Annotated in this window: 13 protein-coding genes; 4 read left to right on the top strand and 9 right to left on the bottom strand. The window is 68.2% G+C overall.

Features of this window, described 5'->3' with window-relative positions:
* Positions 1-6 precede the first annotated feature (6 nt).
* Both ABUE11_RS15935 and ABUE11_RS15930 read right to left on the bottom strand, forming a co-directional pair.
* Positions 7-693: a glutathione S-transferase family protein gene (locus ABUE11_RS15935; protein ID WP_367066343.1), complete on the bottom strand. Its 687-nt coding sequence runs from the start codon at positions 691-693 to the stop codon at positions 7-9.
* Between the two features lie 97 nt (positions 694-790).
* Complete coding sequence (locus tag ABUE11_RS15930; protein ID WP_367066342.1) at positions 791-1363, bottom strand: 5-formyltetrahydrofolate cyclo-ligase; 573 nt, start codon at positions 1361-1363, stop codon at positions 791-793.
* Positions 1364-1377: 14 nt separating this feature from the next.
* On the opposite strand from ABUE11_RS15930, the gene ABUE11_RS15925 reads away from it, so the two are divergent.
* Positions 1378-3363: a transglycosylase SLT domain-containing protein gene (locus ABUE11_RS15925; protein WP_367066339.1), complete on the top strand. Its 1986-nt coding sequence runs from the start codon at positions 1378-1380 to the stop codon at positions 3361-3363.
* A gap of 321 nt (positions 3364-3684) precedes the next feature.
* On the opposite strand, the gene ABUE11_RS15920 is transcribed toward ABUE11_RS15925, so the two are convergent.
* The 6 genes from ABUE11_RS15920 to ABUE11_RS15895 all read right to left on the bottom strand — a co-directional run bounded on the left by ABUE11_RS15920 (position 3685) and on the right by ABUE11_RS15895 (position 12222).
* Entirely contained in the window at positions 3685-4368 is a 684-nt protein-coding gene (locus ABUE11_RS15920) for a Fe2+-dependent dioxygenase (RefSeq protein WP_367066337.1), read from the bottom strand.
* Positions 4362-5465, bottom strand: a complete 1104-nt coding sequence (locus tag ABUE11_RS15915) for an alpha-hydroxy acid oxidase (RefSeq protein ID WP_367066336.1) — start codon at positions 5463-5465, stop codon at positions 4362-4364. Before ABUE11_RS15915 ends, ABUE11_RS15920 begins: the two co-directional genes overlap by 7 nt.
* Positions 5466-5635: 170 nt before the next feature.
* Entirely contained in the window at positions 5636-7948 is a 2313-nt protein-coding gene (locus tag ABUE11_RS15910; protein WP_367066334.1) for a TonB-dependent receptor, read from the bottom strand.
* A 167-nt stretch (positions 7949-8115) separates the two neighbouring features.
* The gene (locus ABUE11_RS15905; protein WP_367066332.1) at positions 8116-9309 is read right to left on the bottom strand and encodes an IS4 family transposase; all 1194 of its coding nucleotides are present in this window, start codon (positions 9307-9309) and stop codon (positions 8116-8118) included.
* 162 nt (positions 9310-9471) lie between these two features.
* Complete coding sequence (locus tag ABUE11_RS15900; RefSeq protein WP_367066331.1) at positions 9472-10398, bottom strand: MBL fold metallo-hydrolase; 927 nt, start codon at positions 10396-10398, stop codon at positions 9472-9474.
* A gap of 138 nt (positions 10399-10536) precedes the next feature.
* A complete protein-coding gene (locus tag ABUE11_RS15895) occupies positions 10537-12222 on the bottom strand; it encodes an AMP-binding protein (RefSeq protein WP_367066330.1) in 1686 nt (561 codons plus the stop codon).
* A gap of 125 nt (positions 12223-12347) precedes the next feature.
* On the opposite strand from ABUE11_RS15895, the gene ABUE11_RS15890 reads away from it, so the two are divergent.
* Complete coding sequence (locus tag ABUE11_RS15890; RefSeq protein WP_367068842.1) at positions 12348-13253, top strand: alpha/beta fold hydrolase; 906 nt, start codon at positions 12348-12350, stop codon at positions 13251-13253.
* Between the two features lie 98 nt (positions 13254-13351).
* The gene (locus ABUE11_RS15885) at positions 13352-14032 is read left to right on the top strand and encodes a TetR/AcrR family transcriptional regulator (RefSeq protein ID WP_367066329.1); all 681 of its coding nucleotides are present in this window, start codon (positions 13352-13354) and stop codon (positions 14030-14032) included.
* Positions 14033-14041: 9 nt separating this feature from the next.
* Here the strand turns inward: ABUE11_RS15885 and ABUE11_RS15880 are convergent, their stop codons facing one another.
* A complete protein-coding gene (locus tag ABUE11_RS15880; protein ID WP_367066328.1) occupies positions 14042-14815 on the bottom strand; it encodes a type III pantothenate kinase in 774 nt (257 codons plus the stop codon).
* Positions 14816-14958: 143 nt separating this feature from the next.
* Between ABUE11_RS15880 and lysM the strand changes: the two genes are divergently transcribed.
* A complete protein-coding gene (gene lysM / locus ABUE11_RS15875; protein WP_367066326.1) occupies positions 14959-15441 on the top strand; it encodes a peptidoglycan-binding protein LysM in 483 nt (160 codons plus the stop codon).
* Positions 15442-15449 lie beyond the last annotated feature (8 nt).

Here is a 15449-nt window from a genome sequence, read left to right as displayed (position 1 = left end):
GGCCGCTCACGCGCGGCGCGCGCGGTAGGGCTCCTCGAAGGCGAGGAAGTCGGCCTCGGCCAGCGCGCCGTCCACCCAGGCCTTGACGCCGGGAAGCTGCTGCACGCGCGCTACATAGTCGGCAATGTGTGCGGGCAGGGGCAGGGCGTAGGTCGCCAGGCGCATGCACACGGGGGCGTAGAAGGCGTCGGCAATCGTGAATTCGCCGAACAGCATGGGGCCGCCATGCTGGGCCAGCAGCTCGCCCCACATGTCCACCAGACGCTCGACGTCGGCGCGCACGCCGGCCTGGTCGCGCCAGAGGATGGCGCCGACCTCGGGCAGGCGCGCCTCGATGTTCATGCCGCAGTGGCTGCGCAGCGCCGTGAAGCCGCTGTGCATCTCGGCCGTTATGCTGCGCGCGCGGGCACGGGCGGCGCGGTCCTCGGGCCAGAGCCGCTTGTCGGGGAACTGCTCGGCCAGGTATTCGGCAATCGCCAGGCTGTCCCAGATGGCGAGGTCGCCATCGACCAGCACCGGCACCTTGCCCGCGGGGCTCACGGCCTGGAGCCGGCGCTTGAACTGCGAGCCCGCGTCAAAGCCGTCGAAGCGCACGGGCAGCTCGTCGAAGGCGATGCCGGCCTGGCGCATCAGCACCCAGGCTCGCATGGACCAGGAGGAATAGTTCTTGTTGCCTATGTAGAGCTGGAGCATGGGATGTCCTTTCAGAAGCTGGCGCGCCGCCACCCATCAGAAGGCCGCGGAGCAGGCCGCGTCAGCAGACGCCGCGAAGCGCCTCAGGGGGTGTGCCTCACACCGGCCAGACAATGCCGTTGTCGTTGAGGATGGCATCGAGCGGCAGGTCATGCGCCTCGGGCTCGAAGTCGTCCAGATAGCCCTGGGTGTAGCCCAGGCCCACGGTCGTGGGGCGCGGTTGCAGCGTGGCGAGCGTGCGGTCATAGAAGCCGCCACCATAGCCCAGCCGGTAGCCGCCGGGGCCGTAGCCCACGCAAGGCACGAACAGCAGCGTGGGAATGATGAGCTCCGTGTCCTTGGGCTTGGGGATGCCGTAGGCGTCCTCCTCCATGGGGCAGCCGGGGTACCAGGCGTGGAAGCTGAGCGTCTTGTGCACCTTGTCGATCACGGGCAGGCCGATGCGGCGCAGCTGGGGCTCGTCGAGCAGCTCGCCGTCCTCCTTCCAGCGGTGCAGTGCGGGCAGGGGGTCGAACTCGCCCTTGATGGGCCAGTAGGCGCCGATGACGGTGTCCGGCCGGTCCACGAGCCAGATGCGCATCACGCGCTGCAGCATGGCCGAGCGCTGCAGCCGGTCGGGCATGGCGAGGCGTTGTGCGACCAGCTCGCGGCGAAGGGCTGCTTTGTCCATTGGATAATCCCTCAATGCATTGGTTGAAGAAGATTTTGACACCGCTGGTTGCCGGCGTTGCACTGACCGTCGCCTCTCCCTGGGCCGCGGCACAGAATGGCGGAGACGATACCCTGCTGCAGATGCAACAGGCCTTCCGCAAGGGCGACAAGGCGCGCCTGACGGCGCTGCTGCCCGCCGCCCGCGGCCATGTGCTCGAGCCCTGGGCCGCCTACTGGGAGCTGCGCGCGCGCCTGGACGAGGCCCAGCCCGAGGAGGTGGACGCCTTTTTGCAGCGCTACGCCGGCACCTACCAGGAGGACCGCCTGCGCAACGACTGGCTGCTGCTCCTGGGGCAGCGCCGCGAGTGGGACCGGTTCGCCGCGCTGCACCCGCATTACCGCATGGGCGACGACCGCGAGGTGCGCTGCTATGCGCTCACCATCGACCTGATCCGGGGCCAGGCGGCCGAGGGTGCCGGCGCCGAGGTGCTGCGCCACTGGTACGCCCAGCGCAATGGGGACGATGGCTGCGCCCATGCCGCGGGCGAGATGCTCGCGGACAAGAGAATCAAGCCCCTGGACGTGTGGCGCAAGGCGCGCCTGGCGGCCGAGACCGGCCGCCTGCGTGTGGCGCGCCAGGCCGTGGAGATCGTCGCCCCCGAGGCGCTGCCCCAGCTGCGCGATGCGCTCGATGCGCCCTCCAAATACCTCACGGGCCGCGCCACGGCGCGCGGCCGCGAGCGCCAGGAGCTGGTGGTGCTGGCCCTGGTGCGCATGGCCATGAGCGATGCCCCCGCCGCCGCCCGTCTGCTCGACGCGAAATGGGGCGTGCATCTGTCGGCCGAGGAGCGCAACTGGCTCTGGGGCCTGATCGGCAAGCAGGCGGCGCTGTCGCTCTCGCCCGACGCGCTGGGTTATTTCGGCAACGTCGGGCGCGACGCCGACCTGACCGACGACATGCTGGCCTGGAAGGTGCGCGCCGCGCTGCGCGCCGGCCAGTGGAAGCAGGCCGGCCGCGCCATCGACGCCATGAGCGCCGGCGCGCGCCAGGACAGCACCTGGGTCTACTGGAAGGCGCGCTCCCTCACGGCCGGGCGCGCCAGCGAGGAAGACCGCGCCGCCGCGCGCGCTCTCTACGAGCGCATCGCCGGCAGCACGGGCTTCTACGAGCAGCTGGCGCTCGAGGAGCTCGGCGGCCATGTCACGCCCGCGCCCGCGCCCGAGCCGCTGAGCGATGCCGAGAAGGCCGCCGCGCGCGCCAACCCGGGCCTGAATCGCGCGCTCTATGCCATCGGCATGGGCCTGCGCAGCGAGGGCGTGCGCGAATGGAACTACACCACCAACCTGCACCAGAGCGGCGGCATGGGCGAGCGCGAACTGCTCGCCGCGGCCGACCTGGCGTGCGCGCACCAGGTGTGGGACCGCTGCATCAACACCAGCGAGCGCACCAAGGGCGTGATCGATGCGGCCCAGCGCTTTCCCATGCCGTTTCGCGATGCCGTGGTGCAGCGCGCCCAGGGCATTGGCCTCGATCCCGCCTATGTCTATGGCCTGATCCGCCAGGAGAGCCGCTTCATCATGGACGCGCGCTCGGGCGTCGGCGCCTCGGGCCTGATGCAGGTCATGCCGGCCACGGCACGCTGGACGGCCAAGAAGATCGGCCTCACGGGCTTCACGCCGAGCCAGATCAACGACCGCGACACCAACATCACCATAGGCACGGCGTATCTCAAGCTCGCGCTCGACGACTTCGACGGCTCCATGGCCCTGGCCGCGGCCGCCTACAACGCCGGCCCGGGCCGCCCGCGCAACTGGAGAAACGGCCCGGTGCTGGACGCCGCCATCTGGGCCGAGAACGTGCCGTTCACCGAGACGCGCGACTACGTCAAGAAGGTGCTGGCCAACACCGTGAACTACGCCGCCATCCTCACGGGACTGCCGCAGTCGCTTAAGAGCCGCCTGGGCCAGGTGGGACCGCGCTCGGCCAGCGAGCCAGAGCCGAACAAGGATCTGCCGTAGCCGCAGAGAGAGCCGTCACTCACAGCCTCCCGGAGCTTTCCTCACCACCGGGCGCTGTCATCCCCGCGTGGCGCCGTCATCCCCACCTGGAGCTGTCATCCCCGCGGACGCGGGGATCCAGACGGCCTTGGCGGACGCACTCATGGCGCCACTCCGTCATCCCCGCGAACGCGGGGATCCAGGTTTCCCCACCAGGCGCATGCGGTGCAACTGTGGATCCCCGCGTTCGCGGGGATGACCGGGGGCGGGGGATGGCCCAGTGCGGGGGATGACGGGCCCGGGTGTTGCGGGCTGGTGCGGGGATGACGGGGCCGCAGCCCCTCAGGGCCGGGCCCAGCGGCGCAGCAGGTTGTGATAGACGCCCGTGAGCTGCACCAAGCGCATGTCGTCGGGCGCAACCAGCGGCGTGAGCTGCTGGATGGACTGGTCCAGATCGAACAGCAGCGTGCGCTCGCCCTCGTCCTGCACCAGGCTCTCGATCCAGAAGAACGAGGCCACGCGTGCGCCTTGCGTGACGGGCGTGACCCGGTGCAGGCTGGTCGAGGGGTAGAGCACCATGTCGCCCGCGGCGAGCTTGACGGCCTGCACGCCGAACGGGCCCTCGACCTCGAGCTCGCCGCCCTCGTATTCCTCGGGCTCGGCCAGGAACAGCGTGGCCGACAGGTCGGTGCGCATCTGCTGGTGGCTGCCCGGCAGGTACATCAGCGCGCTGTCCACATGCGCGCCATAGGTGCCGCCGCCCGCGTAGCGGTTGAACTTCGGGGGATAGATGGTGCGCGGCAGCGCGGCGCTGATGAACAGCGGGGTCTGCGCCAGGCGCCGCAGGATGTGCTGGCCCAGGCGCGTGGCCAGCTCGCTGCCGTCGGCAATCTGCTGGTTGCGCTTGACGGCCTTGGCCAGCGTGCCCGCGGTGGCGGCGCCGTCGTCCCAGACGGCGGCGTCGAGCTCGGCGCGAAACTGCGCCACTTCCTGCTTGCTCAGGACTTGGTCGATGGAGATCAGCATGTCGGGTTGCTCCGGAGACAGTCGGGGGTGATGTCGGCCAGCTGCGCGCAGCCGGCCTGGGCCATGGTGGCATGCAGCTCCTCGACGAGCAGCTGCAGCATGTGGGCCACGCCGAGCGCCCCGGCGGCGGCCAGGGCGTAAACCTGCAGCCGGCCCACGAGCACGGCATTCGCGCCCAGGGCCAGGGCCTTGAAGGCGTCGGCGCCGCTGCGTATGCCGCCATCCATCAGCAGCGGGTAGCCCGCGCCCACGGCCGCGCGGATGGCGGGCAGCATGTCCAGACTGGCGGGCGCGCCGTCCAGGCTGCGCCCGCCATGGTTGGAGACGATGAGGCCGGCGCAGCCCGCGGCCTTGAGCGCCAGCGCGTCCTCGGGGTGCAGCACGCCCTTGACCCATACCGGCAGGCGCGACTGCTCCAGCAGCCAGTGCAGGTCGTCCCAGCGCGGTGCGTGGCGCATGGCGCCCTGGAAGATGCGGCTCTCGCCCTCGGCCAGCGCCGGCGCGGCAGCGGGCGCGTGGCCGGCGAGATTGGCGGGCGTGCAGTCGGGCGGCATCACAAATCCCGCCGCCAGTGCGCTGCGGCTGGCGAGCTGGATGCTCGCGTCCAGCGTGAGCACGATGGCCGCGTAGCCGGCGCCTTCCGCGCGGCGCAGCAGGTCGAGGCTGTGGGCGCGCTCGGGCTGCAGATAGAGCTGGAACCAGCGCGCCGGCCCGGCCGCGGCGGCAATGGCCTCGAGCGTGCAGGATGACAGCGTGCTCGCCACCAGGCAGCTGCCGGTGGCGGCGGCCGCGCGTGCACTGGCCAGTTCGGCATCGGCATGGGCCAGGCGCTGGTGCGCCACGGGCGCCAGCAGGAAGGGGTGGGGCAGCAGCCAGTCGCCCAGTGCCAGGCGCGACTGGCCGCCGCGCAGGTCGCGCAGCAGGCGCGGCAGCACGGCGTGGCGCGCAAACGCCGCGCGGTTGGCCGCCACCGTCGCATCCCAGCCGCAGCCACCGGCCACATAGGCGTGGCGCCCGGCTTCCATCACCTGCGGCGCGATGCGCTCGTAGTCGATGGCGTTGTGGATGCCGGCGGGAATGCGCTCAGGGTTGCTCATGGTTTTGATAGCTGCTTGCGCTCCATGGTATTGGGTTGGGGCCTATTTTCATTGATGAACATCAGTCCTCCGCATCCTCGCATGAAACGGCGCAGGCCACGCGCTCCGGGGTGGGGCGGGTGGCCTGCATGGCGTGGATGGAGCGCTCACACGCTCCATGGCGCACGGGGTCAGAAGTCCAGGTTCAGCGTCAGGCGCACGGCGCGCGCATCACCCTTGTAGAGGAAGGCGCCCGAGCGGTACACGGCGGTGAAGTAGTCCTTGTTGGTCACGTTCAGCACGTTCAGGCGCAGGTCGGCGCTCTTGTTGATGCGGTAGGTGGCAAACAGGTCGTACACGGTGAAGCTGGGGATGGGCTGCGAGCAGTAGCCCTGAGCATTGAAGCCGGCACCGGTGTCGGGCTGGCCGCCGCACTTGCCGCTCTCGTAACGGGCCACGGCGCCCAGACCGAAGTCACGCGTGAACTGGTACTTGCCCTGCAGCATGGCCGAGCGGTCGGCAAAGTTCGACAGCGGACGGCCGATGTTGGCTGCGCTGACGGAATGCAGCACCTTGGACTTCATGAAGGCCACGCCGCCCTGCACCTCCAGTTGCGGCGTCAGGTTGCCGGCCAGGCCGAACTCGATGCCCTGCACGCGGTTCTTGCCGGTGTTGAACATGCCGGCCGACTCATAGCCCGTACCCGTGGGATCTCCTTCCATCACGTCCTTCTTGACGGTGCGGAAGATCGCGGCCGTGAACAACAGCTTGTCGTCGAACAGGTTCCACTTCGTGCCCAGCTCGAAGTTCTGCGACTTCTCGGGCTTGGCGTTGGAGTAGCCGTTGTTGTCCACGACCAGGCCGCCGTAGCCGGCGCTGGTGCCGGTGTCGGACTCGCCGCCGTTGATGTCCTGAGAGCTGCCGTAGCTGGCGTAGACCATGCCGAAGGGGTTGATCTTGTAGCTCAGTCCCAGGTGGCCGTTGAACAGCGTGTCGCTGTAGCCATAGGCATTGGTCTGGGCGCCGGTGTTGGCGTTGAAGGTGTCCAGGCTCAGGCGCGTGTGGTCGGCGCGCAGGCCGCCGAACACCGTCCAGCGGTCGTTCAGATCGACCGTGTCCATGACCGACAGGGCTGTGGTCTTGACATGCCAGTCACGCGTCATGCCTGTCTTGGCATAGACGCGGCCCGTCAGGCTGCCCAGGTTGGGCACCGGGTTGCCTGCAGCGTCGGTGATGCAAAAGCCCGGTTGCAGGGAGCCGCCGCGGCCGGAAACGGTGCAGTTCGGCGTGCCGGTGGTGGTGACCGAGTAGCTGCCCGATTTCACGCGGTGGTCGGTGTACTCGAAGCTGAAGATGAACTCATGCTTGAGGCCGGCGAGCGTCGTGTCCCAGCGCAGGTTGTCCTGGTGGGCAAAGTACTTGACCTTCTGCCAGCCGCGGTGGCCACCGTCGATAGCGGCGGCGTTGGCATAGGCGTTGAACGACGCGCCATGGTTGGCGTAGCCGTTGTCCGATGTGCCGTAGCGCGTCAGGCTGGTGAGCCGCAGCTCGGGTGCGATGCGGTAGTTCACGCGCGCGGTCAGCGTGTCCACATCGGACTCGGCAAAGTCGTTGTTCTGCGCGTACATGGGCACGTTCTGTGCCGGGCGGCGGTCGGGCGGGTTGCCCACCAGGTAGTAGCCCAGATCGGGCCGCTTGTCCTTGGCGCGCAGGCCGTAGTAGTCCACGGTGACCGACAGGTCATCGCTCGCCTGCCACAGGCCCGACAGCGCCAGACCATCGCGGCGGCGCTTGGAGGGGCCGCGGTCGGGCACGTCCTCGCCCGAGGTGAGCGCATTGGCACGCAGCGCGAACTGGTCCGAGAAGCGCTTGTTCATGTCCAGCGTCAGGCGGTGGTGCTTGTCGGTGCCGATGCCGGCGCCCACGCGCGTGAAGGTGTAGTCGGTCGTGGCCTGCTTGGTGATGGCGTTGATGGCGCCGCCGGCCGAGCCGCGGCCCGCGAACGTGGAGTTGGGGCCCTTGGTGACTTCGAGCTGCTCGATGGCAAAGCTCTCGCGCGTGGTCATGCCGGGGTCGCGCAGGCCGTCGACGAAGACGTCCGAGCGTGCCTCCTGGCCGCGGATGATGTAGCGGTCGCCGAAGGCATTGCCGTTCTCGCCCGTGCCCAGGGTGATGCCGGGCTGCGCGGACAGGATCTGCTTCAAGTCGGTCGCACCGGAGTCCAGGATGGCCGTGCCGGTGATGACCTGGATGGTTTGCGGCGTCTCTGCCAGGGGCCGGGTGTGGCGCGAGTCACCCGAGGTCTTGGCCTTGTAGGGCGCACCCACTTCGGCGTTCGGATTGGGGTCGATGGCCTGCTCCTGCACGGTCACGGTCGGCAGGGTTTGTGCGGGCGCGGGCGTTGCGGCCTGCTGCGCCATGGCGGACAGCGGCAGCAGCGCCACGGCCACGCCGTCTGCGAGGCGCAGACTCTTGGGCTTCTTGATGGATGAGGTGACGGACATGATGCTCCAAGGCATAGTTGAATTTCGGGCGAGATTATTGTTGCAAATCAATCTCATTTGCATGGATGCATATGAATGTTTCTTATTTGCGTCTGAAAGCGTGGTTTTTGGTGAACGTTCGTTGCCGCGGCGCAACGTTAAATGGGGTCAGATTCTGAGGTTTCCCCTCAAATTTCCAGAACCGCATTGGGCTTGCTCCAGCGGCTGATGATTTGCAGCAGTTGCCCTGTCGGCGGATCAAAGACGGAGGCGATCAGCCAGCCCAGTCGGTGCACCGACAGCTCCCGGCGGTTGCGGCGATTGGTCAGTTGCCAATTGCGTTCCTGCTGGCAGTCGTAAGCCCACTGCCCCAGCAGGTACAGCACCCACTGCGCCAACGTGGCAATGAGCGCCAGCACCGCCAGGCGTTCGGGCGCACGCGTGCCGCTGTGCTCCAGACCCAGACCCCAGCGTGCATTCTTGGTGTCGCGAAATGACTGCTCGATCTGCATGCGCTGGGCATACAGCGCCACGATGGCATCGGCACTGAGCTGCTCTGGTGGAACCGAGGTGGCCAACAACCAGGGCTCGGTGTGCGCGCTGGCGTTCTTGCGCGAATGCCGGCTGCGCGCGTGCATGCCATGCACCGTGCACTTGTGCCGCCCCTTGGGGGCACGTTTGACGAGTACCAGGCGGGATATATGCCTGCGAGAGCGTACGCATTCATAGGCGCCCAAGTCTGTCGCCTGGCCACTGGCGTCAGCCCACACGCTGCGGCAGCTGATCCAGCGTGCCTTTGGCTCGCCTGCTGGGCGCAGCAGATCACGCCCACGAATGCGTCCCAGCCAATGCCATCCCCATCTCTCCACGGCGACAAACCAGGGGGTGCGAAAGCCTGCATCGGTGACGATGATCGGGCGCACCCGATCACCCACGATGACCTTGAGTTGCCGTAGAAAACGCTGATTCGCCCCCGGGGTGCTCGCCTGTTTGCATGGGTACACCTGCTCGAGCAAGCTCAAGCTACGCCCGTGCAAGGCCAAGCTGGCGCGAATCATCTGGACACTGCGATCGGCCTTCAGATCTGTCCAGTCCACCAAAATCACCGGCTGGCTACAGCCGGCGAGTATTTGCCTGGCCATGCCAGCGTAGATATCGCCTTGTTGACGCTGCAACGCAGCGTTGCCAAGCAAGCGATCCATGCATTTGACGCGCTGGCGCACGCTGGTGTCCCGGCTCAGAGCGCGAGCCAAGTTGGACAGGGTGTGGCTGCGCGCATGCAATGCGGCCTCGATGGCACTCATCAGTGTTTGCAGCCTGCGCTTGTGCAGGCCTGGGCAACTGCGTGCCAGCGTATCGCGCAAAATCTCTATCGCGTGCATGGTGGTGTCTCCTGATGGCTTGTGTGGAAACACCATTGGGGGACTCAACCGACCATGCATGCACCGACATGCTGTTTTGGATAGCCAATCTATCCCGCATGCTATTGTTTTACAAGCGAAATTTGAGGGGAAACCTCAGAATCTGACCCCATTTAGCTCTCTTCAGGCGTTATAGAGGATGTCGTCTGTCAGGCGCGCCGCGCCGCTGGTCACGAGGTCGCGCATCAGCTCCTGGGCCCACTGGCTGGCGCTGCGGTCGGCAAAGAAGCGCTGGTGAAGCTGGGTGTAGTAGGGCGTGGCGGCCAGCCAGGCCTGCACCTGGGGGACGGGCGCCTGCTGCCATTCGAGCAGCTTGTACTTGAGCAGCACCTTGGCCGCGTGGTGCGCGTGCCGCAGCGGGTCGGCCTCGAAGCTGGCGAGGCGCCGGCGCGCGCGGGTCAGGGCCTCGGGCACATCGGCAAACACGCTGCCATGGCCGGGGATGACGGTGCGCGGGGACAGGCGCTCGATCAGGTCCAGCGTGGCGGCCACGTCGGCAAAGGCGTGTTCGCCGTCGAGCTCGGGGAAGACGACGCCAAAGCCGTTCTCCCACAGCGCGTCGCCCGAGATCAGCACGCGCGATGCGGGCTCGAACATGAGCACGGCGTGGCTGTCGTGCCCGGGCGCGGCGTGCACCTGCCAGTCGCGCTCGCCCAGGCGCACCAGGCTGCCGGGCATGAGGCGTGCGTCGGCGCGAAAGCGCGGGCAGCTCTGGCCCGTGGGCGTGTAGCTCAGCGCCATGGGGTCCCATTGCTGCACATGGGCCCATTGTCCCGGCGGGATCTGCGTGACAAGCTGCGGCCAGCGCGCCTGCAGCGCGGCGTTGCCGCCGCAGTGGTCGCTGTGCAGATGGGTGTTGAGCAGCAGGTCGAGCGGTCGGCCCTTCAGTGCCGAGGCGACCAGGTCCACGGTCTGCTCGGCGTTGCTGCAGTAGCCGCTGTCGACCAGCGCCGTGGCCTCGCGCCCGATGAACAGCACGTTGTTGGCCGAGAGCCAGCCGCGTTCGAACACGGAGATCTCGGGCGGCAGTGGCGGGGGGGATGCGTTCATGTGGGTGGCAGTATCGATGAAGTGGGTGCGCGCGCAGGTCAGATGGCAGCGGAGCAGGCCATGCGCGCAGAAGCCGTGGAGCCGGCCTTGCGGGGCCACCAGCGTCGTCCCCCTGCAGGGGGGAAGGCGCGCAGCCTCTCAGGCGGTGCTTCTCAATTCTCGGCGCAGTATCTTGCCCACATTGGTCTTGGGCAGCTCGTCGCGGAACTCGATGTACCTGGGCCGCTTGTAGCCCGTGAGCTGTTGCTGGCAGTAGTGCGCGAGGTCGTCCTCGGTCAGGGCCGGGTCGTTGCGCACCACGAAGATCTTGATGGCCTCGCCCTGGTGTGCGTCGGGCACGCCCACGGCCGCGCATTCGAGCACGCCCGGGCACAGGGCCACGACCTGCTCGAGCTCGTTGGGGTAGACGTTGAAGCCGCTCACCAGAATCATGTCCTTCTTGCGGTCCACGATGCGTGTGAAGCCTTCGGCGTCCATGATGCCGATGTCGCCCGTGCGCATGAAGCCGTCCTGCGTGAAGGTGCGCGCGTTTTCCTCGGGCTGGTTCCAGTAGCCGGGCATGACGTTGGGGCCGCGGATGCAGATCTCGCCCGCCTCGCCCGGCGCCAGGCTCTGGCCTGCGTCGTCCTTGATGGCGATGTCTATGCCCGGCAGCGGCAGGCCTATGCTGCCGCTGAAGTGGGTGGCGTTGACCGGGTTGTTCGTGCCTATGGCGCAGGTCTCGCTCATGCCCCAGCCCTCGATCATGGTGTTGCCCGTGAGCCTGTGCCACTGCGTTGCCGTGGCCTCGGTGGCGGCCATGCCGCCGGCCTGGGACACGCACAGCTGCGAGAAGTCGAGCTGGCGGAACTGCGCGTTCTGCAGCAGGGCGTTGAACAGCGTGTTGACCGCAGGCAGCAGGTGGAAGGGGCGCTTCTTCAGCACGGCGACGAACTTCGGGATGTCGCGCGGGTTGGGGATCAGCGTCAGGTGCGAGCCCTGGCGCAGCGCCAGCAGGCACAGCGTGAGCGCGAAGATATGGTAGAGCGGCAGGGCCGCAATGTTGTTGATGCGCTGTGGGTCGCCCACGCGCGCGAGCGCCGGCGCAAACCAGCTTTCCGCCTGCAGCATGGCGGCGATGATGTTGCGCTGGGTGAGCACCGCGCCCTTGGACAGGCCCGTGGTGCCGCCCGTGTACTGCAGAAAGGCAGGGGTGTCGGGCGTGACCTGGGGCGGGTTCAGGCGCCGGCGCGCGCCCAGCGCCAGCGCGCGCTTGAATGACAGCACCTGGCGCCCGCCGGCGAGCGGCAGTTCGTAGGCCGGGACCATCTTCGCGAGGTGGCGCACGGCAAACGTGATCCAGCGCCCGTACCAGGGCCCGAGCAGGTCGCCCATGGAGGCAATCACCACATGCCGCACGGCCGTGTCCTCGATGATCTCGGCCAGTGTGTGGGCGAAGTTCTCCAGGATCACGATGGCCGTGGCGCCCGAGTCCTTGAGCTGGTGCGCGAGCTCGCGCGCCGTGTACAGCGGGTTCACGTTGACGCAGGTATAGCCCGCGCGCAGCACGCCCGCCATGGTCACGGCGAACTGCGGCACATTCGGTAGCATGATGGCCACGCGCGCACCCGCGGGCAGGTTTTGCCCCTGCAGCCACGCGCCCAGCTGGGCGGACAGGCGCTCCAATGCGTCATAGCCCATCCAGCGGTCCATGCACACGGAAAACGGCTTGCCGGCATGGCGGCGGAAGGACTCCTCCAGCATCTGCGCCACCGACGCATAGGCGTCGGCATCCACGTCATGGGGCACGCCGGGCGGGTAGTTCTTGAGCCAGATTCTGTCCATGGAGAAGCCCTCGTGAAGATCGCACGAATTGTGAAAGCCGCCCCGCGCCGGCCGCACCCGGGTTGTCCCCGGGCCGCGCGCCGCCGCGGTCGCGCAGGCGACATGAGGGGCTGCGCATGACGAACATGACGAACGCGCGCTGGCAGCGCTGGCTCGTGGCGCTGCATGGGCTGGGGCTGGCGGCCTGGGTGCTGGGGTTGTGGCCGCGCTCGCCGGCGCTGGCGCTCGCTGGACTGGTGGCGGTGCCGCTGCTGTCGCGCCTGTGCATGCTGCCGCAGTTCGTTCTCATGGCCTGGGTCTGCCGCCACGAAGGCCGCACCGCGCCGCTGCGGCTGCTGCGCGGCTGGTGGGCCGAATCGCGCTGGGCGGCCCTGGTGTTCGGCTGGTGGCAGCCGTTTCGTCAGCATGCCGTGCCCGATGCGCTGCCGGTGCGCGCGGCCGACGGCGTGGCGCCGCGCGGCGTGGTGCTGGTGCATGGATTCTTGTGCAACCGCGCGTTCTGGACGCCCTGGTTTGCCCCGCTGCGCGCGCGCGGCCATGCGTTCGTGGCCGTGACGCTGGAGCCGGCGTTCGGCTCCATCGACGACCATGCGGCCACCATCGATGCGGCCGTGCGCCGCGTGGCCGAGGCCACGGGCCGTGCGCCGCTCATCGTGGGCCACAGCATGGGCGGCGTGGCCATACGCGCCTGGCTGCGCGCCACCCCCGGCGCCGACGCGCGCGTGCAGGGCGTGATCACCATTGGCTCGCCGCATGCGGGCACCTGGCCCGCGGCCCATGCGCGCAGCACGGCCGGGCAGCAGATGCGCCTGCATGGGCCCTGGCTGCGCGCGCTCGCCGCGGCGGAGACGCCGGCCCGGCGCGCGCTGTTCCGCTGTTGGTATACGGATGGCGACAACGTCGTCTATCCCCATGCCACGGCCATGCTGGAGGGGGCGGATAACCGCCTGCTGCCGGGCCTGGCCCATGTGGAGCTGGCCTTTGACCCGCGCGTGCTGGGTGACTGCCTGGAGCTGCTCAACGTGCCATAGGCGCACCGCGCAGGGGGCCTGTGCACGCGACGCGGGTCTGGAGTAGAGTGGAGCGCGCACGACACCTCGCTCGTCACACCATCGGGAGGAGGCATCCCATGGCACGCAAGGCTCCCCGCCGCACCGCTGAGCGCATCCTCGAGACCAGTCTGGAGCTGTTCAACCGCTTTGGCGAACCCCATGTCTCCACGGCCGCGATCGCGGGCCAGCTGGGCATCAGCTCGGGCAATCTGTACTACCACTTCCGCGCCAAGGACGACATCGTCAATGCGCTGTTCACGCAGTACGAGCAGGCACTGGGTGAGCTGCTGCAGGCCGGCGGCGACGTGGCGGATGTCGAGGATGCCTGGTTCTTCATGCACCGGCTGTTCGAGCTGGTCTGGCAGTACCGATTTCTCTACCGCGACCTAAGCAGCCTGCTGTCGCGCAACCGGCTGCTGGAGGGGCGGTTTCCTCAGCTGCTGCAGGCCAAGGAGGTCGCCATGCAGCATCTTCTGCGCGCCCTGCGTGACAGGGGGGCGTTGGCCATGGGCCATGGCGATGCGGCGCAGTCCACGGCCTGCTGCATGGTCGTGCTGCTGACCTGCTGGCTGAGCTTTGAATACGCGCGCGATCCACGCCGTGCGCTCGAGCCCGAGGGGGCGCAGACGGCTTTGCTCAATGGCGCGCACCATGTGCTGGACTTGCTGACGCCCTATCTCGAGCCCGTGCAGCGCGCGCATCTGGCGCGCCTGGTGCAGGCCTATGGCGTCGAAGAGACCGTGAGCGCCGCGGGCTGAGCGCGGGCCTCACTGCGCAGGCGCAAAGCGCCGCGCGGCGATTTCCAGCAGGCCGTCGAAGATCAGGTTCTCCACCAGCTCGAAGGGGCGCGTCATGCTGGGCGCCATCTTCCAGCCCGCGCCGCCGGTCATCATGCAGACGGGCTCCTGGCCGCAGTGCGCGAGCAGATGCTGGTACATGCGCTCCACGGCGCCGGCAATCGCATAGGTGCCGCCGCTGGTGAGCGCGTCGCTGGTGTTGGTAGGGAAAAGGCGCACATCGCCCGTGGGCACATGCAGGCCCGCGGTGCCGCTTTCGAGCGCGCGCAGCATGATGCCGTGACCCGGCAGGATCAGGCCGCCCAGAAAGCGCCCCTGGACGTCGAGCGCCTCCACGGTCACGGCCGTGCCGACCATGGCAAGAATCAGCGGGCGTGCCGGGCCTTGCGCCAGCAGGCGGTGGCGCGCGCCTATCATGGCCACCCAGCGGTCCGCGCCCAGGCGCGTGGGGTGGTCGTAGCCGTTGACGACGCCGGCCTCCTCCTGCGTGGAGACCACCCATTGCGCGGGCACGTCCCAAAGCTCCATCTGTTCGGCCACGCGGCGCTTGATCGCGTCGCCAGCGACCACGCAGCCCAGCATGTGGGTGGGTGCCGGCAGCTGGGCCCAGGCGCCTTCGGCCAGGCGGTCGATGTGGTCCAGAAACTCGACTCCATGGGCGCGCACGGCGGCGCCCGGGCGGGCGGCGTCGTAGAGCGCCCATTTCAGGCGCGAGTTGCCCACGTCAATGGCCAGAAAAGTCATGGGGCGGATTATCCCGAGTTTTGCCGGCCACACCTTGCACCAGGACAACTGCGAAGAATTGTCAATGGGGGTGCGCCGTCCCCTTGTGGCCCATTACATTTCGCCTGGGTCGATCTTTTTCAGCAACCACAAAGGAAGATGTCATGGGTCTGTTCTCGTTCATCAAGGAAGCCGGTGAGAAGCTGTTTGGCGGCAGCAGCGCCCAGGCCGCGGGGGCTGCGGCGCCCACGCAGGCCGAACTCAACGACAAGGCCGGCCAGGCCATCGCGGCCTATGTAGCCACCCAGAACCTCGGGGTGAGCGACCTGCAGGTGCGCTTTGAAGGCCCAGAGGGCAAGGTTACGGTGACTGGCACGGCGCCCACCCAGGCCGCCAAGGAGAAGGTGACCCTGTGCTGCGGCAACGTGGCCAGCGTGACCAGCGTGGACAACCAGATGTCGGTCGCCAACCCCGAGCCCGAGGCCCAGTACCACGACGTGGTGCGCGGCGACACGCTGAGCGCGATTGCCAAGAAGTTCTATGGCGACGCCAACAAGTACCCCTTGATCTTCGAGGCCAACCGCCCCATGCTGAGCCACCCGGACAAGATCTACCCGGGCCAGAAGCTGCGCATTCCGGCGCTGTAATCCTGAGC

Origin of the sequence: Oryzisolibacter sp. LB2S (assembly GCF_040732315.1) — a bacterium.
Taxonomy (GTDB): Bacteria; Pseudomonadota; Gammaproteobacteria; order Burkholderiales; family Burkholderiaceae_C; genus Alicycliphilus; species Alicycliphilus soli.
The sequence above is the reverse complement of the archived record's forward strand: the minus strand, read 5'-3'. Positions and strand labels throughout refer to the sequence as shown.